Source organism: Rufibacter sp. JT20002 (assembly GCF_056491185.1).
This window is the reverse complement of the sequence record NZ_JBSZJY010000002.1, coordinates 614,465-629,523: the sequence shown is the minus strand read 5'-3', so window position 1 is coordinate 629,523 and position 15,059 is coordinate 614,465. Positions and strand designations below refer to the sequence as shown.

Sequence of the window (15,059 nt, the reverse complement as noted above, 5' to 3'; positions counted from 1 at the left end):
TTAATTGGTTTTTCTTTGGTTAGCCTCGGCCAGAAGTTCTACCATGGAGGTAAGGGTTTCATCGTGGGCCTGACCAGCTAATCCTAAAGCTATCTGGGCTTGCAGTAAACCCTGCTTTTTACTTAAGTCATACCGATTGCCTTTTACTTCCAAGGCCAGGTATTTTTCAGTGGAGGCAACTTCCTGCAAAGCGGGCGTGAGCTGTACATTCTGGCTTCCGCTTTCAATCTGAGTTTGCAGAATGCTGAAAACCGAAGGCGTTAACACGTGCATCCCGAAGAAGCAGAGGTAATAGCCTGCTCTTAGACCAGGGGTTTGTAATTCCAACTCGGCGGTACTCAAAGAAGGCTTTTCAATGATCTTGTCAATTTGGTACACCCCTTTCTGGTTGGGCTGGTGTTTACCGGTGACGGTTCCGTACCGATGAATCTGGTGTTCAATGGTAGGGTTCACCGCCGATACTGCACAACCTTCCTGCACGGCCAGGTTGATCAACTGGGTAGTACAACGTTGGCCTTGAATGGCAGAAACATATAAATGGTCTCCCAGTAAAAGCAAAAAAGGCTCTTCTTTCACGAACTCACGCGCGCAATACACCGCGTGCCCAAACCCGAGAGGCTCTTGCTGTTCAATAAATTGGATGCGGGTACGAAGATTGTCTACCTTCTCTGCTTCCTCCTGCGCCCAGTCGGTGTTCTTGAAAGAGTCAAGCAGGTTAGTTCTGAGGGAAGCAAACGCCTCCTGGTAGCGAGGGCCATCACCGGGGGCGCAGATCACGCAAATCTCTTCAATGCCACTGGCAAAAGCCTCTTCGGCAATAATCTGAATAACTGGTTTTGGAAGTCCGTCAATGTCAACGACCGGAAGCATGGCTTTTTGTACTGTATCGGCAACCGGGTATAGTCTTTCTCCGCGAGCGGCAGCTGTAATGACAGCTTTTCTTACTTTCATAGATGAGTTCTAATTTGGTGATGTGGGGTATCAACAAAGTTTTCCAAATGCTAAATAAGCATATAAAATCCTAATAACACGTGCAGGACACAGGAATAAAGCACTTTTGATTCCCACACCTTTTTTGTAAATCTTGAAGACAACCCCATTTAAGGTTATCTATTTTGGTAGCTACCAAAAACCATTTTTCACCTATTAATCCATAGTTAATTCAAGGGTGCAAATAACCTTACAAATTCGATTTCGATATACTTGTAAGTCAGTAGATTGTATTTGATGCTCCAGTATAAGTGCAGCAGGATTTACCCCTTAACTCATTTCCCTTTACTTATCATATAACTATGGCTTTAAAATTGAAACCTCTAGACCAACAGGTGATTGTAATTGTAGGCGCCTCAAGTGGCATTGGCCTGGCCACCGCCCAGGCGGCAGCGGCCAAAGGGGCTAAGTTGGTTTTAGCCGCCAGAAGTGGGGAGGTATTGGAAAGAGTGGTGCAGGATATCAATGACAAAGGAGGTGATGCAATCCATGTAGTGGCGGATGTGGCAACACGGGAGGATGTACAACGCATTGCGGATGCTGCCATAGAGCAATTTGGAGGCTTTGATACCTGGATCCATAATGCCGGCGTAACGGTTTATGGCTTTTTAGAGGAGATCAGCCAGGAAGACAAACAACGGGTATTGGAGGTAAATTTCTGGGGCGTGGTGCACGGGTCCCTGGTGGCAGTGGCGCATCTAAAGAATCAAGGAGGTGCCCTTATCATAACCGGGAGCTTGGCCTCAGATCTTGGGTTTCCGTTGCAGGGGATTTACGCTGCCAGCAAGCATGCCGTTAAGGGGTTCCTCAATTCCTTGCGGATAGAACTAAACGCCCAGAAAGCACCAGTTTCCGTTACCCTTGTAAAACCTGCCGGAATCAATACGCCTCTTGACCACCACGCCCGAAACTACATGCCCCAAGAACCACAGCTCCCTCCGCCGGTCTACGAACCCAAAGAAGTGGCCTTTGCCCTCCTTCACCCAGCAGCACATCCTGAGCGCGAGATCTACGTGGGTGGGGCCGGGAAAATGATGAGCACTTTGTACAAGCACGTACCCAGCCTGGTAGACTGGTTTAACCAGAAAGCAATGATCCCGCTCCAGAAAAGAGACGAGCTACCCCGTCACCCAGAAGGAACCCTGGACAGGGGAAGCAATGATGGCCAAGTAAAAGGTGACTGGCCGGGGTATGTTATGAAAACCAGCCTTTACACCAGGGCATCAGTATCTCCAATGGCGAAAGCAGGTGCACTTATAGGGTTGGGCTTTTTGGCTTTAGCCCTATTTACCAGAAAAGAGGGTAGAAATAAACGTTAACAGAGGCATTTTACTTATAGCAAACCCCAATTGGGTTAATGGAAACGCTTCTTCAAGCAGGGTATGTATTCTCCTGTAGGTGCTGCAAAAACTTCTGCATTTTCTCGTAATGCGAGCCTTTCCAGTACACCCTTTGGCAATGTGTGCACTGGTAAAAGACCTGAAAGAACTGCTTTGTCTTTGGGGGTAGCAAAGCAATAATCGCTTCCTTTGAAACCTCTTCTATGGTTCCGTTGCAAGCCATGCAGCGGGTAAAGGGAGCAAGTTCATTTCCTAATCCAAATCTGATTAACACCTCCTGCAGCTGTTCTTCCCATTGCTGTGACCGGAGCCAAAGCCCCCACTGAACACTCTTCAATTTCAATAGTCCAATATCTCGGGTAAGCACAATGCGCTGTTCCTGTAAGGCAATCTGCGCAATAGTGTGATCATCTAAGTGGTTTTCATAGGTTGTATCAAATCCTAAAAGGCGAAGGTAACGGGCCAATTTGCCCAGGTGCACATCCAAAACAAAACGGGCAGGTCTGGGCGAAGCGTTTTGCAAAGGCGGTAAGATGGCATTCCGACTCTCTGGAATGGTGGGAAATACGTCTACTTTCCCCTGAGGCTGCAAAGGATGCGAAAAGGACACCTCCTTTCTGTTAAGAAGGATGTTCCCTATTTCTGAATGAGGCACATTAAACGATTCTACCACATCTTTAACGGCCGGCGCTCCCAGGAAGGAATAAGGCACCCATTGTTGCCGACTACTCTTGGGTAGGAAGTCATTGAGAGCGCCATGAAAAAGGATGTGAGCAGTATGTTCCATGGAGAAGTGGCTTTGATAGTAACTACTGGTTAGAAAGCAGATAGTTTAAGCCACTTGGGTATACCCTCCTATTTAGTATTGATTAGTAGTAAAGTAAACCAATGAAAGAGGAAACAAACTGGTGGATTTTATGTTATCGGATCAGTTTTACTTCTTCACCTTACCCCTGCTGCTTTCGCTTTGCAAGTTCCTGTTGTACTTTTCTGGTTTCGGCGCGATTTGCGTTTATCAGATAATGCCGGCCTTTACCACGCTCTCACCTCTGGTCTTCCTGTTGTACCGGTTTTCATTTTTGACCAAGACATTTTAGACCAACTTTCGTCAAAACAAGACAAAAGAGTAGCGTTCATCCATGCCACTATCACCCAGCTTCAAAAACAGGTAACGTCTGCTGGTTCTTCCATGGTGGTAAAATACGGAAAGCCCTTGGAGGTGTTAGAAGAGTTGGTGAAGCACTTTCAGGTTCAGGCGGTGTATGCCAACCAAGATTACGAGCCCTCCTCCATTACCCGAGATCAGCAGGTTGCCGCCTTTCTGGAAAACAAAGGAATTTCGTTTCATACCTTTAAAGACCACGTCATCTTTGAGAAAAGTGAGGTGGTTAAAGATGATGGCACCCCATACCGGGTCTTCGGCGCTTACAAAAGAAAATGGATAGGCTTGCTCTCCGAAGCGGCCCTTTCCCCTTTTCCTTCTGAGCGTTTTCAGGCTAATTTTCTAAAAACTGCTCCTTTTCAAATCCCCTCTTTAGAGTCGATGGGGTTTAGTTCAGCTCTTGATTTTGCATTCCCTTCTCCCGAGATGCAGGAAGCCCTCATCCAAAGCTATGAACAAACCCGAGACTACCCTTTTCTGCCGGGTACCACCCGACTGGGGCTGCACCTGCGCTTCGGCACAGTAAGTGTCCGGAAACTTGTCAGGGAGGGTTTGCGTCTGAATGCTGTTTGGCTTGGCGAACTTATCTGGCGGGAGTTTTTCATGATGATTTTGTTTCATTTTCCGCATGTGACTCATAGGCCTTTTAACCTAGAGTACGAGCACCTGCCATGGCTAAACAACGAAGAGCAGTTTGAGCGGTGGTGCGCCGGTACCACGGGGTACCCCATCGTAGATGCTGGCATGCGCGAACTCAATGCCACTGGGTTCATGCACAACCGCGTCCGGATGATTGCAGCCAGCTTTCTGGTAAAACACCTGCTCATTGATTACCGCTGGGGAGAAGCCTATTTTGCCCAGCATCTGCTGGATTATGAATTATCAGCCAACAATGGCAACTGGCAATGGTGTGCCGGTACCGGCTGTGACGCGGCTCCTTACTTTAGGGTATTCAACCCTGAAACCCAAACCAAGAAGTTCGACAAGCAACAGGAGTATATCAAGAAATGGGTGCCTGAGCTGGGAACCTCGGCGTATCCTGCCCCGATAGTAGACCATGCTTTTGCCCGTGAACGCGTTCTAAAAACCTACAAAGAGGCTCTTGCCAAAGCCAGAGGCCTTTAAATCAGAGGTGTTTAAAGGCTGTTTTATTAAAAATTAGCTTAAAAAAGAGCAAAGGACAGGATAAGCTTTCCTGCCTAGAAACCTAAAAGGGCCCCATTCTATAGTAAGCAAATCTTAAACAGAGGTCAGGAGGTGGTTTCTTACAGGTAGACGCTTTGGTAAACTTCTTTCAAAGAAAGGGGTACATAAATAGATTCTCAAAATAAAACTACCATCATGGCAGATACACCAAAAACTTACCAACCTACTTTCAGCTTGGGAGCAGATTTGACGGTAAACCGAATGGGTTTCGGGGCTATGCGCATCACCGGGGAAGGCATTTGGGGACCACCCAAAGACCGGGAGGAAGCCATTAGAGTCTTGCAACGAACCGTGGAATTGGGCATCAACTTTATTGACACCGCCGATTCTTACGGACCCAATGTGTCAGAGGAACTGATTGCCGAGGCCTTGTACCCATATCCGGCTGGATTGGTGATTGGCACCAAGGGCGGCCTGCTACGCACCGGACCAAACCAATGGCCCATCAACGCCAAACCTGACCACCTGAAAGAGGCACTGGAAGGCAGCCTGCAACGCCTGAAGTTGGACAGAATTGATTTGTACCAACTGCACCGGGTAGATCCTGAAATTCCTTTTGAGCAAACACTTGAGTTTTTGCAGGATGCTCAGGAACAAGGATTGATTAAACACATCGGGTTATCTGAGGTGAATGTGGAACAGATACAGCTTGCCCAAAAGTACGTGGAGATTGTATCGGTACAGAACATGTACAGCTTTGACAACCGCAAGTGGGAAGCAGAACTCATGTACTGCGAAGACAATGCCATGGCCTTTATCCCGTGGTACCCTCTAGGAGGCGGCAACATGAAAGCCCAGGAAACATTGACCCAGGTAAGCCAAAAGTATAATGCTACTCCGCACCAGATTGCCTTGAGCTGGCTCCTGCACCGCTCTCCCAACATTCTCCTGATTCCGGGTACCTCTAAAGTGAAACACTTGGAAGAGAACTACCAAGCAGCTTCCATCCAACTTTCAGAAGAGGATTATGAAGCCCTCAACCAAATAGGTTCAGACACTTTTATAAGTTAGGAACCAAATGCAAATGGGTAAGTAGACTAAGGCTTTGTTTACTTTCTTCATTTTAAAACACTTTTTAATTACTTCTATTTAAATTGATTTGTTTTAGGTGTTTTTTTTCATAAATAACTGCTTTATGACTATTTAGCTGAAAATATGTGTAAAATAGAAAAGGAGCTTTAAAGGCTCCTTTTCTATTTTATTTAAAGCATTAAAGAACTAGTGTCTTAGGGGAATGCCTATTAAAGATAAATAAGTAAATTTAGCTTTTACCCCAATTTCTTTCCAAAAACCCTGCCCTACCAGAACCCACGTAATAGCGCCCGTAATGGCCGGGATTCTTTTTATAATAATCCTGGTGGTATTCTTCGGCCTTATAGAAAGGCGCGGCAGGTAGAATGGGGGTTACAATGGGGCTTTCAAATGGGCCGCTTTTTTGAAGTTCCTTCTTAGAAGCTTCAGCTTGTTCTTTCTGCTGTTCGGAATGGTAGAATATAGCCGTCTTGTAAGAAGAACCCCTATCCCCAAACTGTCCCCCAGCATCTGTAGGGTCAATTGCTTCCCAAAAGATGGAAAGTATCTCTTGATATGAAATGATGGCAGGGTCAAAGGTTACCTGAACGGCTTCGTAATGGCCGGTAGTTTCAGAGCAAACCTGTTCATAAGTGGGGTTAGGAACGTGTCCGCCGGTGTAACCAGACACTACCTCTATAACGCCTTCGTATTTGTGAAATGGCTTCACCATGCACCAGAAGCAACCCCCGGCAAAAGTGGCAATTTCATAGCTTGTATCTTTTTGCGTAGTGTCTTCCATAATGTGGAGGGTATAAATACTGTCGTGTTTCCCTGTAAACTCCTTATTTACCGTTTTGTTGCAATTCTGACCCTGTAAGCAGGTTTAGTATTGTATACGTGCCATTTAGTTTTACAACAATTTTCTTTAAGTAAAGATAATGTTATATCGATTTAATGATTACACATAAAATCGATATAAACAGCAAGAAGAGTAATAGGTATCTATCCATGAAGTAAATAAATTTTGAATAAAAATTTATATTCAATTGAATTTACTTCAATAAACTACCCCAATTATAACTATATCTAAAATCATTTTATAGAAAAAAACATAGAGTAAACTCCAATTAACGACAATAAATTTCAGACCTATTTCGACATCCAAAATCTTGAAATATACTATTGAGCTAAAGCAGCATTTAGTATCGAAATCCGTTAAAAGAGGAACTCATAATAAAACTATAACCTATGCTGTACTTTTTACAAAGCCACTCCGCTCCTGCTGGTCCTGAAACTACGTTTGGCGAAATTGAGGAAACGATCATTCAAGCCGTACAAGCCCTCAAACTTTTGATTGAAACCATCGGGGCTTTGATCATTGGGGTTGGTGTACTAATAGCCGTATTCTACATCATTAAAGGATTGATTCCTCCGCAGGTAGAAAGCTATAACAAAATCAGACTGGTTTTGGCAAGATACCTTGCCTTAGCCCTGGAATTCCAACTTGGTGCCGATATCCTTTCAACGGCCATAGCTCCTACCTGGGACCAGATAGGCAAACTTGGGGCAATCGCTGTGATTAGAACAGCCTTAAACTATTTCCTCGCCCAAGAAATGAAAGAAGAAAGGGAAGCTACTGAACAATCACCAGAGGAAAGGTCCATGGCTCCTGACCCGACTCCAAATCCCTCAAACAAATAGTGGAGCCTTTGAGAAGTAAAACTTCTTAAACGCTCCACTTTCTCTCTGTGATTACTTTATAGTTATAGGTTCTAATAAGAATTGTATTCAAAAACTAACTAAGTAACCTTACTTAGTTCTTCAAGGCAGATACCTTCTCCGCCTTTTGGATGGAAAGGTAAATGGCATCTAAAATCCGTTGCCTTGTCTTCAGGGAGATCAGCTTGTTAGATACTTTTGGGTGCACTCGGTTTGACAGAAACACATATACCAATTCATTTTTAGGATCTACCCAAACACAGGTGCCAGTGTACCCGGTATGACCGTAGGTTTCTGGGCTAGCTAGTCTGGCCGGGTATTTTTGGGTACTATCTGGGTCCCACCGGTCAAATCCCAGGCCTCTCCGGCTTATCGGGGATTGCTTACTGGTGAACAGTTGCACCGTTTCTGGTTTGATGTACTGTTTGCCGCCGTAAGTACCTTTATTTAGCATCATCTGGTACAGAATGGCCAAATCATTAGCCGTGGCAAATAGACCGGCGTTGCCCGATACGCCTCCTAATCGGGCTGCGCCAGGGTCATGCACCTGGCCCCTCAGCAGCGTTTTCCGGAAAGTGGCATCAAACTCCGTGGGCACAATGCGACTCTGCGGAAATCGGTTCAAAGGCAGGTAGCCGGCAGTCTGCATTCCCAAGGGACTGTAAAAATTCTCGGCCACAAAGGTGTCAATGGTGGTTTTGGCTTGTCGCTCAATTGCCTCTTTGAGGTAATACATTCCTACATCGGCGTAGACGTATTTTCCTCTGGAGGTCAGTTTTGCACTCAGCATTTTAGGCCACACCACCTCTTTATAGTAGTCTTTCCGGAGGTAAGCGCTGTCCGAGGCTTTAATAGTAAACTGACTATTGGGAACGGTGCTGACATATTGTGCCGGTAAAGGCAGGTACACCCCGGCTGGCAACCCCGATTGGTGCAACAGCAACTCTCTAAGGGTGAGGTCTGCTTTATTGGTGTTTCTGGCCGAAGGCACATAGAAACCGAAGGTGGAGTCCAAGGCAAGTTTCTGCTGGTCATACAAGTTCATGAACGCCATTGTAGTGGCCGAGATCTTGGTAACAGAAGCGACATCAAATATATCTGAGATCTGGGTGGCCTGGGTATTCTCATAGGTATGTGCGCCATACGCCTTCTGGAAAATCACCTTCCCATTTTTAGCGACCAGCACCACCGCCCCCGGGGTTGCCTGCTCTTTGATGGCCTCGGCTACTATCACGTCAATGGACTCCTGCAGCTCAGAAGTTTTGATTCCTACCTCTTCTGGCACGCTGTACTTCAACCGGATGGGCGTGATGGTAAATCCTTCTCCTTTCTTGTATTTTGAAGAATAGCTTTCTTTAAGAGTGCCCAGGGCGGGTACTCCCCCAAAGACAACTTGTGCGGCGTAGCTACTGGCAGCCGGAGACTCTTCTTTAAACCAAAGGATGGGGGCGGTTACCCCTTCCAACAACTGAAAAGCGGCCGCATCCCCGAAGAGCGCTATCACCAACTGCTTTTGACGTTGAAGCTGCAGAAGAAGATCAAGGTTAGCCCGCTTTTGCAGGTGGGTGGCCTCCACTTGCAAAATCACCGTTTGGTAAGTGGAAAGGTCTTTGAGCAGCCTTGCGAAAGATGGTTCCTGGCTATAAGGCGACACCGGAAAAGCCGTGACCGAGGTATATTTATTAAGAAGACTGTCAAACTGGGCGGAATGGGCTACTTCAAAAGAAACACTGGCTATTTTCTGCTCCAGGTTCTTCAAAGGCACCAAACCAGCTTGATTATTCAGCAAAACCAAATCTTTGGCGACTTCTTTATGCTGCTGCAGCCATGTTTGGTTTTTCTTATTCTCGTTTTTTTGGGCCAGCGTGTCACAGGAAAATCCTGCCATTATGATCAAAATAAGCCAGAAACGAATTAGATGGATTCTAATAGAAGATAAATGCATGTTCAGGGAAGAGCCCAGACAGCCTTTTCCTAAGCTTCTGGGTCATGTTGGTGGTTCTATTTGGCTAATTTACGCCAATTGCTGTTAACGGGACAATTTTAGGAAACTACTTGCAAAACAGGGTGCTTAGGGCAGGAGGACCTTCTGGATCGTATTTCCTGTTTATTGTAACTTCAAAAAGGCCCATTTATTTGATTTTGGCTTATGTGACAGGTCCTTTTCAATCTTGAAAAATAGTATTCTCCTGCCCTGTGTACAAGTTGGCAATCCCTCCGTATATCTACTAGTTAGTAGAATCTTAAACGTAAATCAAGTAGATATGAACCTTACACCTTCCACCACAAACCAGAAAGCGTTGGCACTAGGAGCAGTTGCCGGTATGCGAGCCATGGCAGCACCCGCCATCCTTTCTGATCATTTTGCCAATTCCCCTTCCTTTTTCCTGAAGGGCTCTGCCTTCAATTACCTGCAATCCTCTGGGGTATCTACCGGAATGAAAATCTTATCCGTGGCGGAGTTGATTGGCGACAAAATCCCAAAGGTTCCTAACCGGATTGCCCCGTTACAATTACTTCCAAGAGTACTTTCCGGTGCCCTGGTGGGAGCCGCCATAGCAGAATCTAACGGAGACAGTAAAATCACGGGAGGGTTGCTGGGAGTTGTGGGCGCACTGGCATCTTCTTACGCCTTCTTTTATATCAGGAAGAACTTAGGCAAACTCACCGGTCTGCCAGATGCCACTTTCGCCTTAATGGAAGATGCCCTCGCCCTGAAAGCCGGAACTGCCATTTTAAAGTTGTAAGTGTTTTAGATAAGGGGAGACAAAAGGGATTGCTAAGTAGGTAGGAACTTTATTAATTCCCCCTTTACGCCTTTTGAAGGTGTTTTTATGAAAAGACAAGATAAGCCAGGAAGAGGAATGGTGTTAGACTACCACGCCCTTTCCTGGCTTTTTAATTTAAGAAGTGGCATCCTTGTCATCCACGTACTTTCCGTGCTTGGGAATGGCAATGGTGCCAAAGTCACTCACCAGTTTCTGCAACCCCTCGGTTAAAGCCTCGCCGTGCATGTGTTTGCCGTGCCCCGGTATGATCAGGTTAGGTTTAAGGGCTTCTAATTTTCGGGCAGATTCCCAGGCGGCTTGCCAATCAAGGGTGAAATACCGGGGTGGCCCTTGCACCTCCTCGGTTTGCATCAATACCTTGTAAAATGAATCCTGCTTCACGGTAATGACCGCATCCGCCGAGATAAGGGTTCTGTCCTTCTCCCTGAAAAGCGCAACCTGCCCCGGCGAATGCCCGGGCGTGAATACCCAATGCCAGTCTGGTAACTCAGGCACCGTACCGTCTTCTGGTAGGGGAAGCAAGGTGGCTTGGCTGATGTTTATAGGATCATTGGGGTAAATAGAGGCGATTTTAGCCAACATCCCTCCTTCTACCGATGGATCTGGTTCCGGGTAGGCTTGCTGTCCGGTCAAATACGGAAACTCATAGGGGTGCGCATATACCGGTACCTTCCAGTCCTTCAGCAACCCGACCAATCCGCCCACGTGGTCAAAATGGCCGTGGGTGAGAATAATGGCCGCCGGTTGGGTCTTGGCCCCGAAAATGCTATCGGCAACCTCCCGTATTTCTTCAGAAGACTTAGGCATACCGGCATCCACCAACACCCAATGTGAAGGACTGCCTATCAAGACAAAATTCACGATCTGGTTTGTGTAGTAATACACATCGGGGCAAACCTGCCAGGCTTTTCCAGAGGTGATCGCCGTCATGGGGATGAATTTGTAGTCTTCACCCTCTTGTAGTTTGGTATCCATAAGTCTTCCATGTTAAAGGTGACAGGCTTCGTAGCCTGGTAAATCACGTAAGCAGTAATGTAAGCCCCTGTTTTTAAAGCCATTTGAGAAAAAAGGCTTTAAAAGTGATCTTGCTCTGCCTTAAATACTATTGATGGATAGAGTACGGATGTTAGACTAGAAGAGGTTTCAACGGAACCTGCGGCTACATGCGTTAGGCTTCCTTGTACTTTTGAACCTTAAGGCAGAATGGAAGAAGCGGATGAATTAGGAAACGAATGGTTTAAAAATGATTTATTCATGGTGCCATGACTACCCACTCCAGAACGGGATAGATTAGGTAAGGAGTACTGGTTTCTACCCTAATCCGGCTTCTTTGGCTAAGGTCACCAGGTCTGCAACGTTGTTGGTTCCTAAACGAGATTGGATGTTCCGGCGGTGGGTGTTGACAGTATGTACGCTCAAGAACAGCTTGTCGGCAATAATTTTGGAACTCAGCCCCTGGCATACTAGGTTCAGGATTTCTATTTCCCGCTTGCTTAAGCTGTTAATTAGAAGTTTATTTTTCTGCCGCAGGTTTTCCTGTAAGGCGGCGATCAGCTGTTTCTCGGTGCTCATGCGCGGACTCATGTCCACGTCCACGCAAAGGATTTCTTTTACTTGGCCCTCCTGCTCGTGGGTGAAAGCTTTGGCCCATCCCATAAACCATTTGTATTCCTGCTGGTCTTTGTGCCGGGCCCTGAAAACCCCACCGAACTCTGCCCCGGTGAACTCCTGGTAATGGGAAATACTGTCTTCCGGGATGTTCAAATCATCTGGGTGCACAATCTTCTGCATGTACTCCATGCCTCCCATGGCTTTGATTTCCTCCAAGGTATAACCCAGGGTGGTTTCATTGGTTTTATTGCACCAAACCACTCCTTCCTTCAGGTTTGAGATATAGATATTGGCGGGTACTTCATGAATGACTCTCTCCAGGAAAGCACATCTCTCCTTTAATTCCTGTACCTGTTGCTCCAATGCTTTCAAGGCGTTGATAGAGGAATCCATGCTATAGAATCAATTATTAAGTAAAAGCCCTTTTATTATGATAAATAACTCTTTGCAGCCCTAAGCTACTTTTTAAATTGGGTATCTGGGTGTTTTTGGAAGGAAAGTTTAAGTTAACTAATCTTAAACGCTGTTGATGTAAGAAAATAACGGCATTCTTGGCAAGTACGCAGGGATTAGTTGCAGGTACATACCCAAACCCTAAAATTACCTAAATTCAGAAAGAACAGAATCAGCCCCATCGGAAAGGGCAAATTGGTTTACTTCGGTTACTTCACCGGAAGCCAATCCAGTTAACAGAATAGCACCTATCCTAACCCGAATGAGGCGCAACGTAGGAAATCCCACGGCCGCCGTCATTTTCCTGACCTGCCGGTATTTGCCTTCGGTGAGGGTGATAGAAACCCAACTGGTGGGTCCGTGCCGGTCATCGCGTACCCGGCGGGACCGCTCTGGGAATAAGGGAGCCGGGTCTAGCTTGTAGGCAGCACAAGGTAAGGTAAAGTACGGCTGCTTTTCATGAGAAATTTCGATGCCTCCCTTCTGTAACTGAGCAATTGCTTCGGGCGTGATGATGCCATCTACCTGGGCGTAATACTCCTTCTCTACCTTTCTGCCTCTGACATACTCGCTCATCTTGCCATCGGTGGTAAGCAAAAGAAGTCCTTCACTGTCCTGGTCTAATCGGCCAATAGCCATGGTGCCCGCTGGAAAATCATAAAGATCACCCAGAAGCTTCTTGTTTTTAGGGTTCCCGATGAACTGGCTTAAATAGCCAAACGGTTTGTGCAGGAGAAAATGGCGGTGGTGGGTTTCTGAAGAGGTCAAGGAAACGGGGACTATTTTACTGCCAATTTCAGGAAAACCGGCCTAAAATGGAAATCGGCTAATCAAATGCCACTATGCTAAAGGCCTTGTTTGTTTTAAGCGCCTCTTTTTATTGGAACCCGGAAACCAGAAAGCGACTTTGACCCAGATACCCTAACCATGGAGACAATCCTGTAGATTTCGATATCAAGGTCTACCCAAATCCTGGTTTTTAGCCATAGCAAGAATGAGAGAAGTTTGCTATCTTTCAATAGTTTAGCCCCAGAGAAGATGCAAGCCCTACAAACCGCCACCCGCACTTGCCTGAACTGTTCTGCCTCTTACGAGCCGGACCAACACTTCTGCCCTTCCTGCGGACAAACCACCCAGGTGCACCGGCTTACCATCGGGCATATTTTGCACGAGTTTTTCCATGCCATCTTCCATACAGACACCAGCATCTTCGGGATTATTAAACAACTGCTGGTAAGACCCGGGATCATTGCCAGAGCCTACGTAGACGGGAAGCGCAAAAGTTTGTATAACCCCTTCAACTTTCTGGTAGTCTTAGTAGCCTTCTCTATTTTAATTATCAACCTGACCGGGGTAGATGTATTTCAGGCCAAAAACGGGAACCCGGTGGCAAACCTGATGACCAAGCACTTCAACTTGGTCATCTTTTTCACCGTGCCTCTCACTGCTCTTTATACCTCTATGCTGTTCAGAAAGCAAGGGGTAAACTTTGCCGAGTCTGCCGTGCTTGCCTGCTACACAGCCGGTGAACGGACGGTCTTCTTTTTGTTGCTGGTTATTCCTTTGATGAAGTTCTTCCCCCAGTACCACCTTGCCATCATCTGGTCTTACCTTCTGGTATACGCCGTCTATTATGCGGTAGCCTGTATGCAATTCACCGGGCAGAAGACAGTCGTTGGTTTTTTCAAAGGGATTTTACCCACTTTCTTTCTCCAGACCACCTTGTATGTGCTCATCTTTCTGGGAATTTACTTGTACCATGTCCTGAAATAAGCATTTCAGTGCCATTTTCCTGAAAACACGCTGAAAAAAGGACGGCAAGGCTTGTTCAGGAAAGCGGGTATTCTTCTACCACGGTGTAGATGGGGTGTGGCGAGGCAAGTTGCGATTGCCACAGCGCGAAGGAAGTAACCGGGAACAGTATCTCTTCTTTTGGCGTCAGAACGGGCAAGTTCTGGGGTAGGCTTCCCTCCTTCCTGAAGCGGCACAAGGTCACGTGCGGGATAAACTTTTCCTGCTTCAAAGGCGCCGGCGAAAGCGCCTGGGTAAGATCCTGGCTCAGTTTTGTAAAAGCTTCGTTTTGCTTAAAACGGGCCCAAATCAGTCTCGGGGATCTGGGCTTTGGGCCGGGCTCTAATTGCTCCAGTGAAAGGGTAAACGCCTGATGCCGCTGGGCTACCTGTGCCAGATTCTGCCGGATATACAAGTCCTCGGTGGCTGGCACATTCCCGATGAAATACAACGTGAGGTGCAGGTTTTGCTCGGGTACCGCCCTTATGTTCGGGTCTTCGTACGCCTGCCGGGCCTGCAATAAGTAACTAGTAACTTCTTCGGGCAATTGAACAGCAACAAATAAACGGAGGTGGTCTTTCATAGGTGGTGTATTTAGAACCAGGTTCGTCTGACTTATCCTACATACGTTGCCTTCTCCCCTTGCTGCCAAAATTCTTTTCAGGAAATATTTTTTTTAAAAATGAGTTAATGATTCTGATGACCTCATTCCTTCTTTTTGAATAGTGCAATTTTCTTTATCAACAACTCTTTTAATCTGTTTGGCTTTAAAGTGCCAAACCGAATCAGAAGATCGTTCCTAAGCTTTCCTCCCGCTTTAAAGCTATAGATAAATACTTGCTAGGTTTAAATTATGGTGCAGAGTTCAAGAACTCTATTTTGAATAATCCTACTAATGATAACATCCATAAAAGTAGGTTATACATATAAATAATAAGTGTTTAGTATCTAATTATTAGTTCTAAATGAAACACCTAATTAGAC

General features: G+C 46.2%; 14 protein-coding genes. 6 read left to right on the top strand and 8 right to left on the bottom strand.

Annotation, left to right across the window (positions count from 1 at the left end):
* On the bottom strand, positions 1-951 hold the full coding sequence (locus ACW9SV_RS12110) for a UTP--glucose-1-phosphate uridylyltransferase (protein ID WP_479557027.1): 951 nt from the start codon (positions 949-951) through the stop codon (positions 1-3).
* A 341-nt stretch (positions 952-1,292) separates the two neighbouring features.
* Between ACW9SV_RS12110 and ACW9SV_RS12105 the strand changes: the two genes are divergently transcribed.
* The gene (locus ACW9SV_RS12105) at positions 1,293-2,309 is read left to right on the top strand and encodes an SDR family oxidoreductase (RefSeq protein WP_479557026.1); all 1,017 of its coding nucleotides are present in this window, start codon (positions 1,293-1,295) and stop codon (positions 2,307-2,309) included.
* A 52-nt stretch (positions 2,310-2,361) separates the two neighbouring features.
* Here the strand turns inward: ACW9SV_RS12105 and ACW9SV_RS12100 are convergent, their stop codons facing one another.
* The gene (locus ACW9SV_RS12100) at positions 2,362-3,117 is read right to left on the bottom strand and encodes a Mut7-C RNAse domain-containing protein (RefSeq protein ID WP_479557025.1); all 756 of its coding nucleotides are present in this window, start codon (positions 3,115-3,117) and stop codon (positions 2,362-2,364) included.
* Between the two features lie 180 nt (positions 3,118-3,297).
* Between ACW9SV_RS12100 and ACW9SV_RS12095 the strand changes: the two genes are divergently transcribed.
* Together ACW9SV_RS12095 and ACW9SV_RS12090 are read left to right on the top strand one after the other, a co-directional pair.
* Positions 3,298-4,617: a cryptochrome/photolyase family protein gene (locus tag ACW9SV_RS12095; protein WP_479557024.1), complete on the top strand. Its 1,320-nt coding sequence runs from the start codon at positions 3,298-3,300 to the stop codon at positions 4,615-4,617.
* Positions 4,618-4,833: 216 nt separating this feature from the next.
* Positions 4,834-5,709: an aldo/keto reductase gene (locus ACW9SV_RS12090; protein WP_479557023.1), complete on the top strand. Its 876-nt coding sequence runs from the start codon at positions 4,834-4,836 to the stop codon at positions 5,707-5,709.
* A gap of 250 nt (positions 5,710-5,959) precedes the next feature.
* On the opposite strand, the gene msrA is transcribed toward ACW9SV_RS12090, so the two are convergent.
* Entirely contained in the window at positions 5,960-6,511 is a 552-nt protein-coding gene (gene msrA / locus ACW9SV_RS12085; RefSeq protein ID WP_479557022.1) for a peptide-methionine (S)-S-oxide reductase MsrA, read from the bottom strand.
* A gap of 449 nt (positions 6,512-6,960) precedes the next feature.
* Between msrA and ACW9SV_RS12080 the strand changes: the two genes are divergently transcribed.
* Positions 6,961-7,413, top strand: a complete 453-nt coding sequence (locus ACW9SV_RS12080) for a DUF1622 domain-containing protein (RefSeq protein ID WP_479557021.1) — start codon at positions 6,961-6,963, stop codon at positions 7,411-7,413.
* Positions 7,414-7,525: 112 nt separating this feature from the next.
* Here ACW9SV_RS12080 and ACW9SV_RS12075 read toward each other — a convergent pair whose 3' ends face one another.
* Positions 7,526-9,319: a serine hydrolase domain-containing protein gene (locus ACW9SV_RS12075; RefSeq protein ID WP_479557020.1), complete on the bottom strand. Its 1,794-nt coding sequence runs from the start codon at positions 9,317-9,319 to the stop codon at positions 7,526-7,528.
* Between the two features lie 376 nt (positions 9,320-9,695).
* On the opposite strand from ACW9SV_RS12075, the gene ACW9SV_RS12070 reads away from it, so the two are divergent.
* The gene (locus ACW9SV_RS12070; protein WP_479557019.1) at positions 9,696-10,178 is read left to right on the top strand and encodes a DUF4126 family protein; all 483 of its coding nucleotides are present in this window, start codon (positions 9,696-9,698) and stop codon (positions 10,176-10,178) included.
* 156 nt (positions 10,179-10,334) lie between these two features.
* On the opposite strand, the gene ACW9SV_RS12065 is transcribed toward ACW9SV_RS12070, so the two are convergent.
* The 3 genes from ACW9SV_RS12065 to ACW9SV_RS12055 all read right to left on the bottom strand — a co-directional run bounded on the left by ACW9SV_RS12065 (position 10,335) and on the right by ACW9SV_RS12055 (position 13,052).
* A complete protein-coding gene (locus ACW9SV_RS12065) occupies positions 10,335-11,195 on the bottom strand; it encodes an MBL fold metallo-hydrolase (protein WP_479557018.1) in 861 nt (286 codons plus the stop codon).
* Between the two features lie 336 nt (positions 11,196-11,531).
* The gene (locus ACW9SV_RS12060) at positions 11,532-12,224 is read right to left on the bottom strand and encodes a LuxR C-terminal-related transcriptional regulator (protein WP_479557017.1); all 693 of its coding nucleotides are present in this window, start codon (positions 12,222-12,224) and stop codon (positions 11,532-11,534) included.
* A 207-nt stretch (positions 12,225-12,431) separates the two neighbouring features.
* Entirely contained in the window at positions 12,432-13,052 is a 621-nt protein-coding gene (locus ACW9SV_RS12055) for a pseudouridine synthase (protein ID WP_479557016.1), read from the bottom strand.
* Between the two features lie 270 nt (positions 13,053-13,322).
* On the opposite strand from ACW9SV_RS12055, the gene ACW9SV_RS12050 reads away from it, so the two are divergent.
* Entirely contained in the window at positions 13,323-14,057 is a 735-nt protein-coding gene (locus ACW9SV_RS12050) for a DUF3667 domain-containing protein (protein WP_479557015.1), read from the top strand.
* A gap of 55 nt (positions 14,058-14,112) precedes the next feature.
* On the opposite strand, the gene thpR is transcribed toward ACW9SV_RS12050, so the two are convergent.
* Positions 14,113-14,658: an RNA 2',3'-cyclic phosphodiesterase gene (gene thpR, locus ACW9SV_RS12045; RefSeq protein ID WP_479557014.1), complete on the bottom strand. Its 546-nt coding sequence runs from the start codon at positions 14,656-14,658 to the stop codon at positions 14,113-14,115.
* Positions 14,659-15,059 lie beyond the last annotated feature (401 nt).

Bases quoted from the DNA above. Each gene is read 5' to 3' on its own strand.
- ACW9SV_RS12080 (WP_479557021.1), top strand. From the start codon at position 6,961: ATGCTGTACTTTTTACAAAGCCACTCCGCTCCTGCTGGTCCTGAAACT.
- ACW9SV_RS12050 (WP_479557015.1), top strand. From the start codon at position 13,323: ATGCAAGCCCTACAAACCGCCACCCGCACTTGCCTGAACTGTTCTGCC.
- ACW9SV_RS12105 (WP_479557026.1), top strand. From the start codon at position 1,293: ATGGCTTTAAAATTGAAACCTCTAGACCAACAGGTGATTGTAATTGTA.
- msrA (WP_479557022.1), bottom strand. From the start codon at position 6,511: ATGGAAGACACTACGCAAAAAGATACAAGCTATGAAATTGCCACTTTT.
- ACW9SV_RS12090 (WP_479557023.1), top strand. From the start codon at position 4,834: ATGGCAGATACACCAAAAACTTACCAACCTACTTTCAGCTTGGGAGCA.
- thpR (WP_479557014.1), bottom strand. From the start codon at position 14,658: ATGAAAGACCACCTCCGTTTATTTGTTGCTGTTCAATTGCCCGAAGAA.
- ACW9SV_RS12065 (WP_479557018.1), bottom strand. From the start codon at position 11,195: ATGGATACCAAACTACAAGAGGGTGAAGACTACAAATTCATCCCCATG.
- ACW9SV_RS12110 (WP_479557027.1), bottom strand. From the start codon at position 951: ATGAAAGTAAGAAAAGCTGTCATTACAGCTGCCGCTCGCGGAGAAAGA.
- ACW9SV_RS12075 (WP_479557020.1), bottom strand. From the start codon at position 9,319: ATGGCAGGATTTTCCTGTGACACGCTGGCCCAAAAAAACGAGAATAAG.
- ACW9SV_RS12070 (WP_479557019.1), top strand. From the start codon at position 9,696: ATGAACCTTACACCTTCCACCACAAACCAGAAAGCGTTGGCACTAGGA.
- ACW9SV_RS12060 (WP_479557017.1), bottom strand. From the start codon at position 12,224: ATGGATTCCTCTATCAACGCCTTGAAAGCATTGGAGCAACAGGTACAG.
- ACW9SV_RS12100 (WP_479557025.1), bottom strand. From the start codon at position 3,117: ATGGAACATACTGCTCACATCCTTTTTCATGGCGCTCTCAATGACTTC.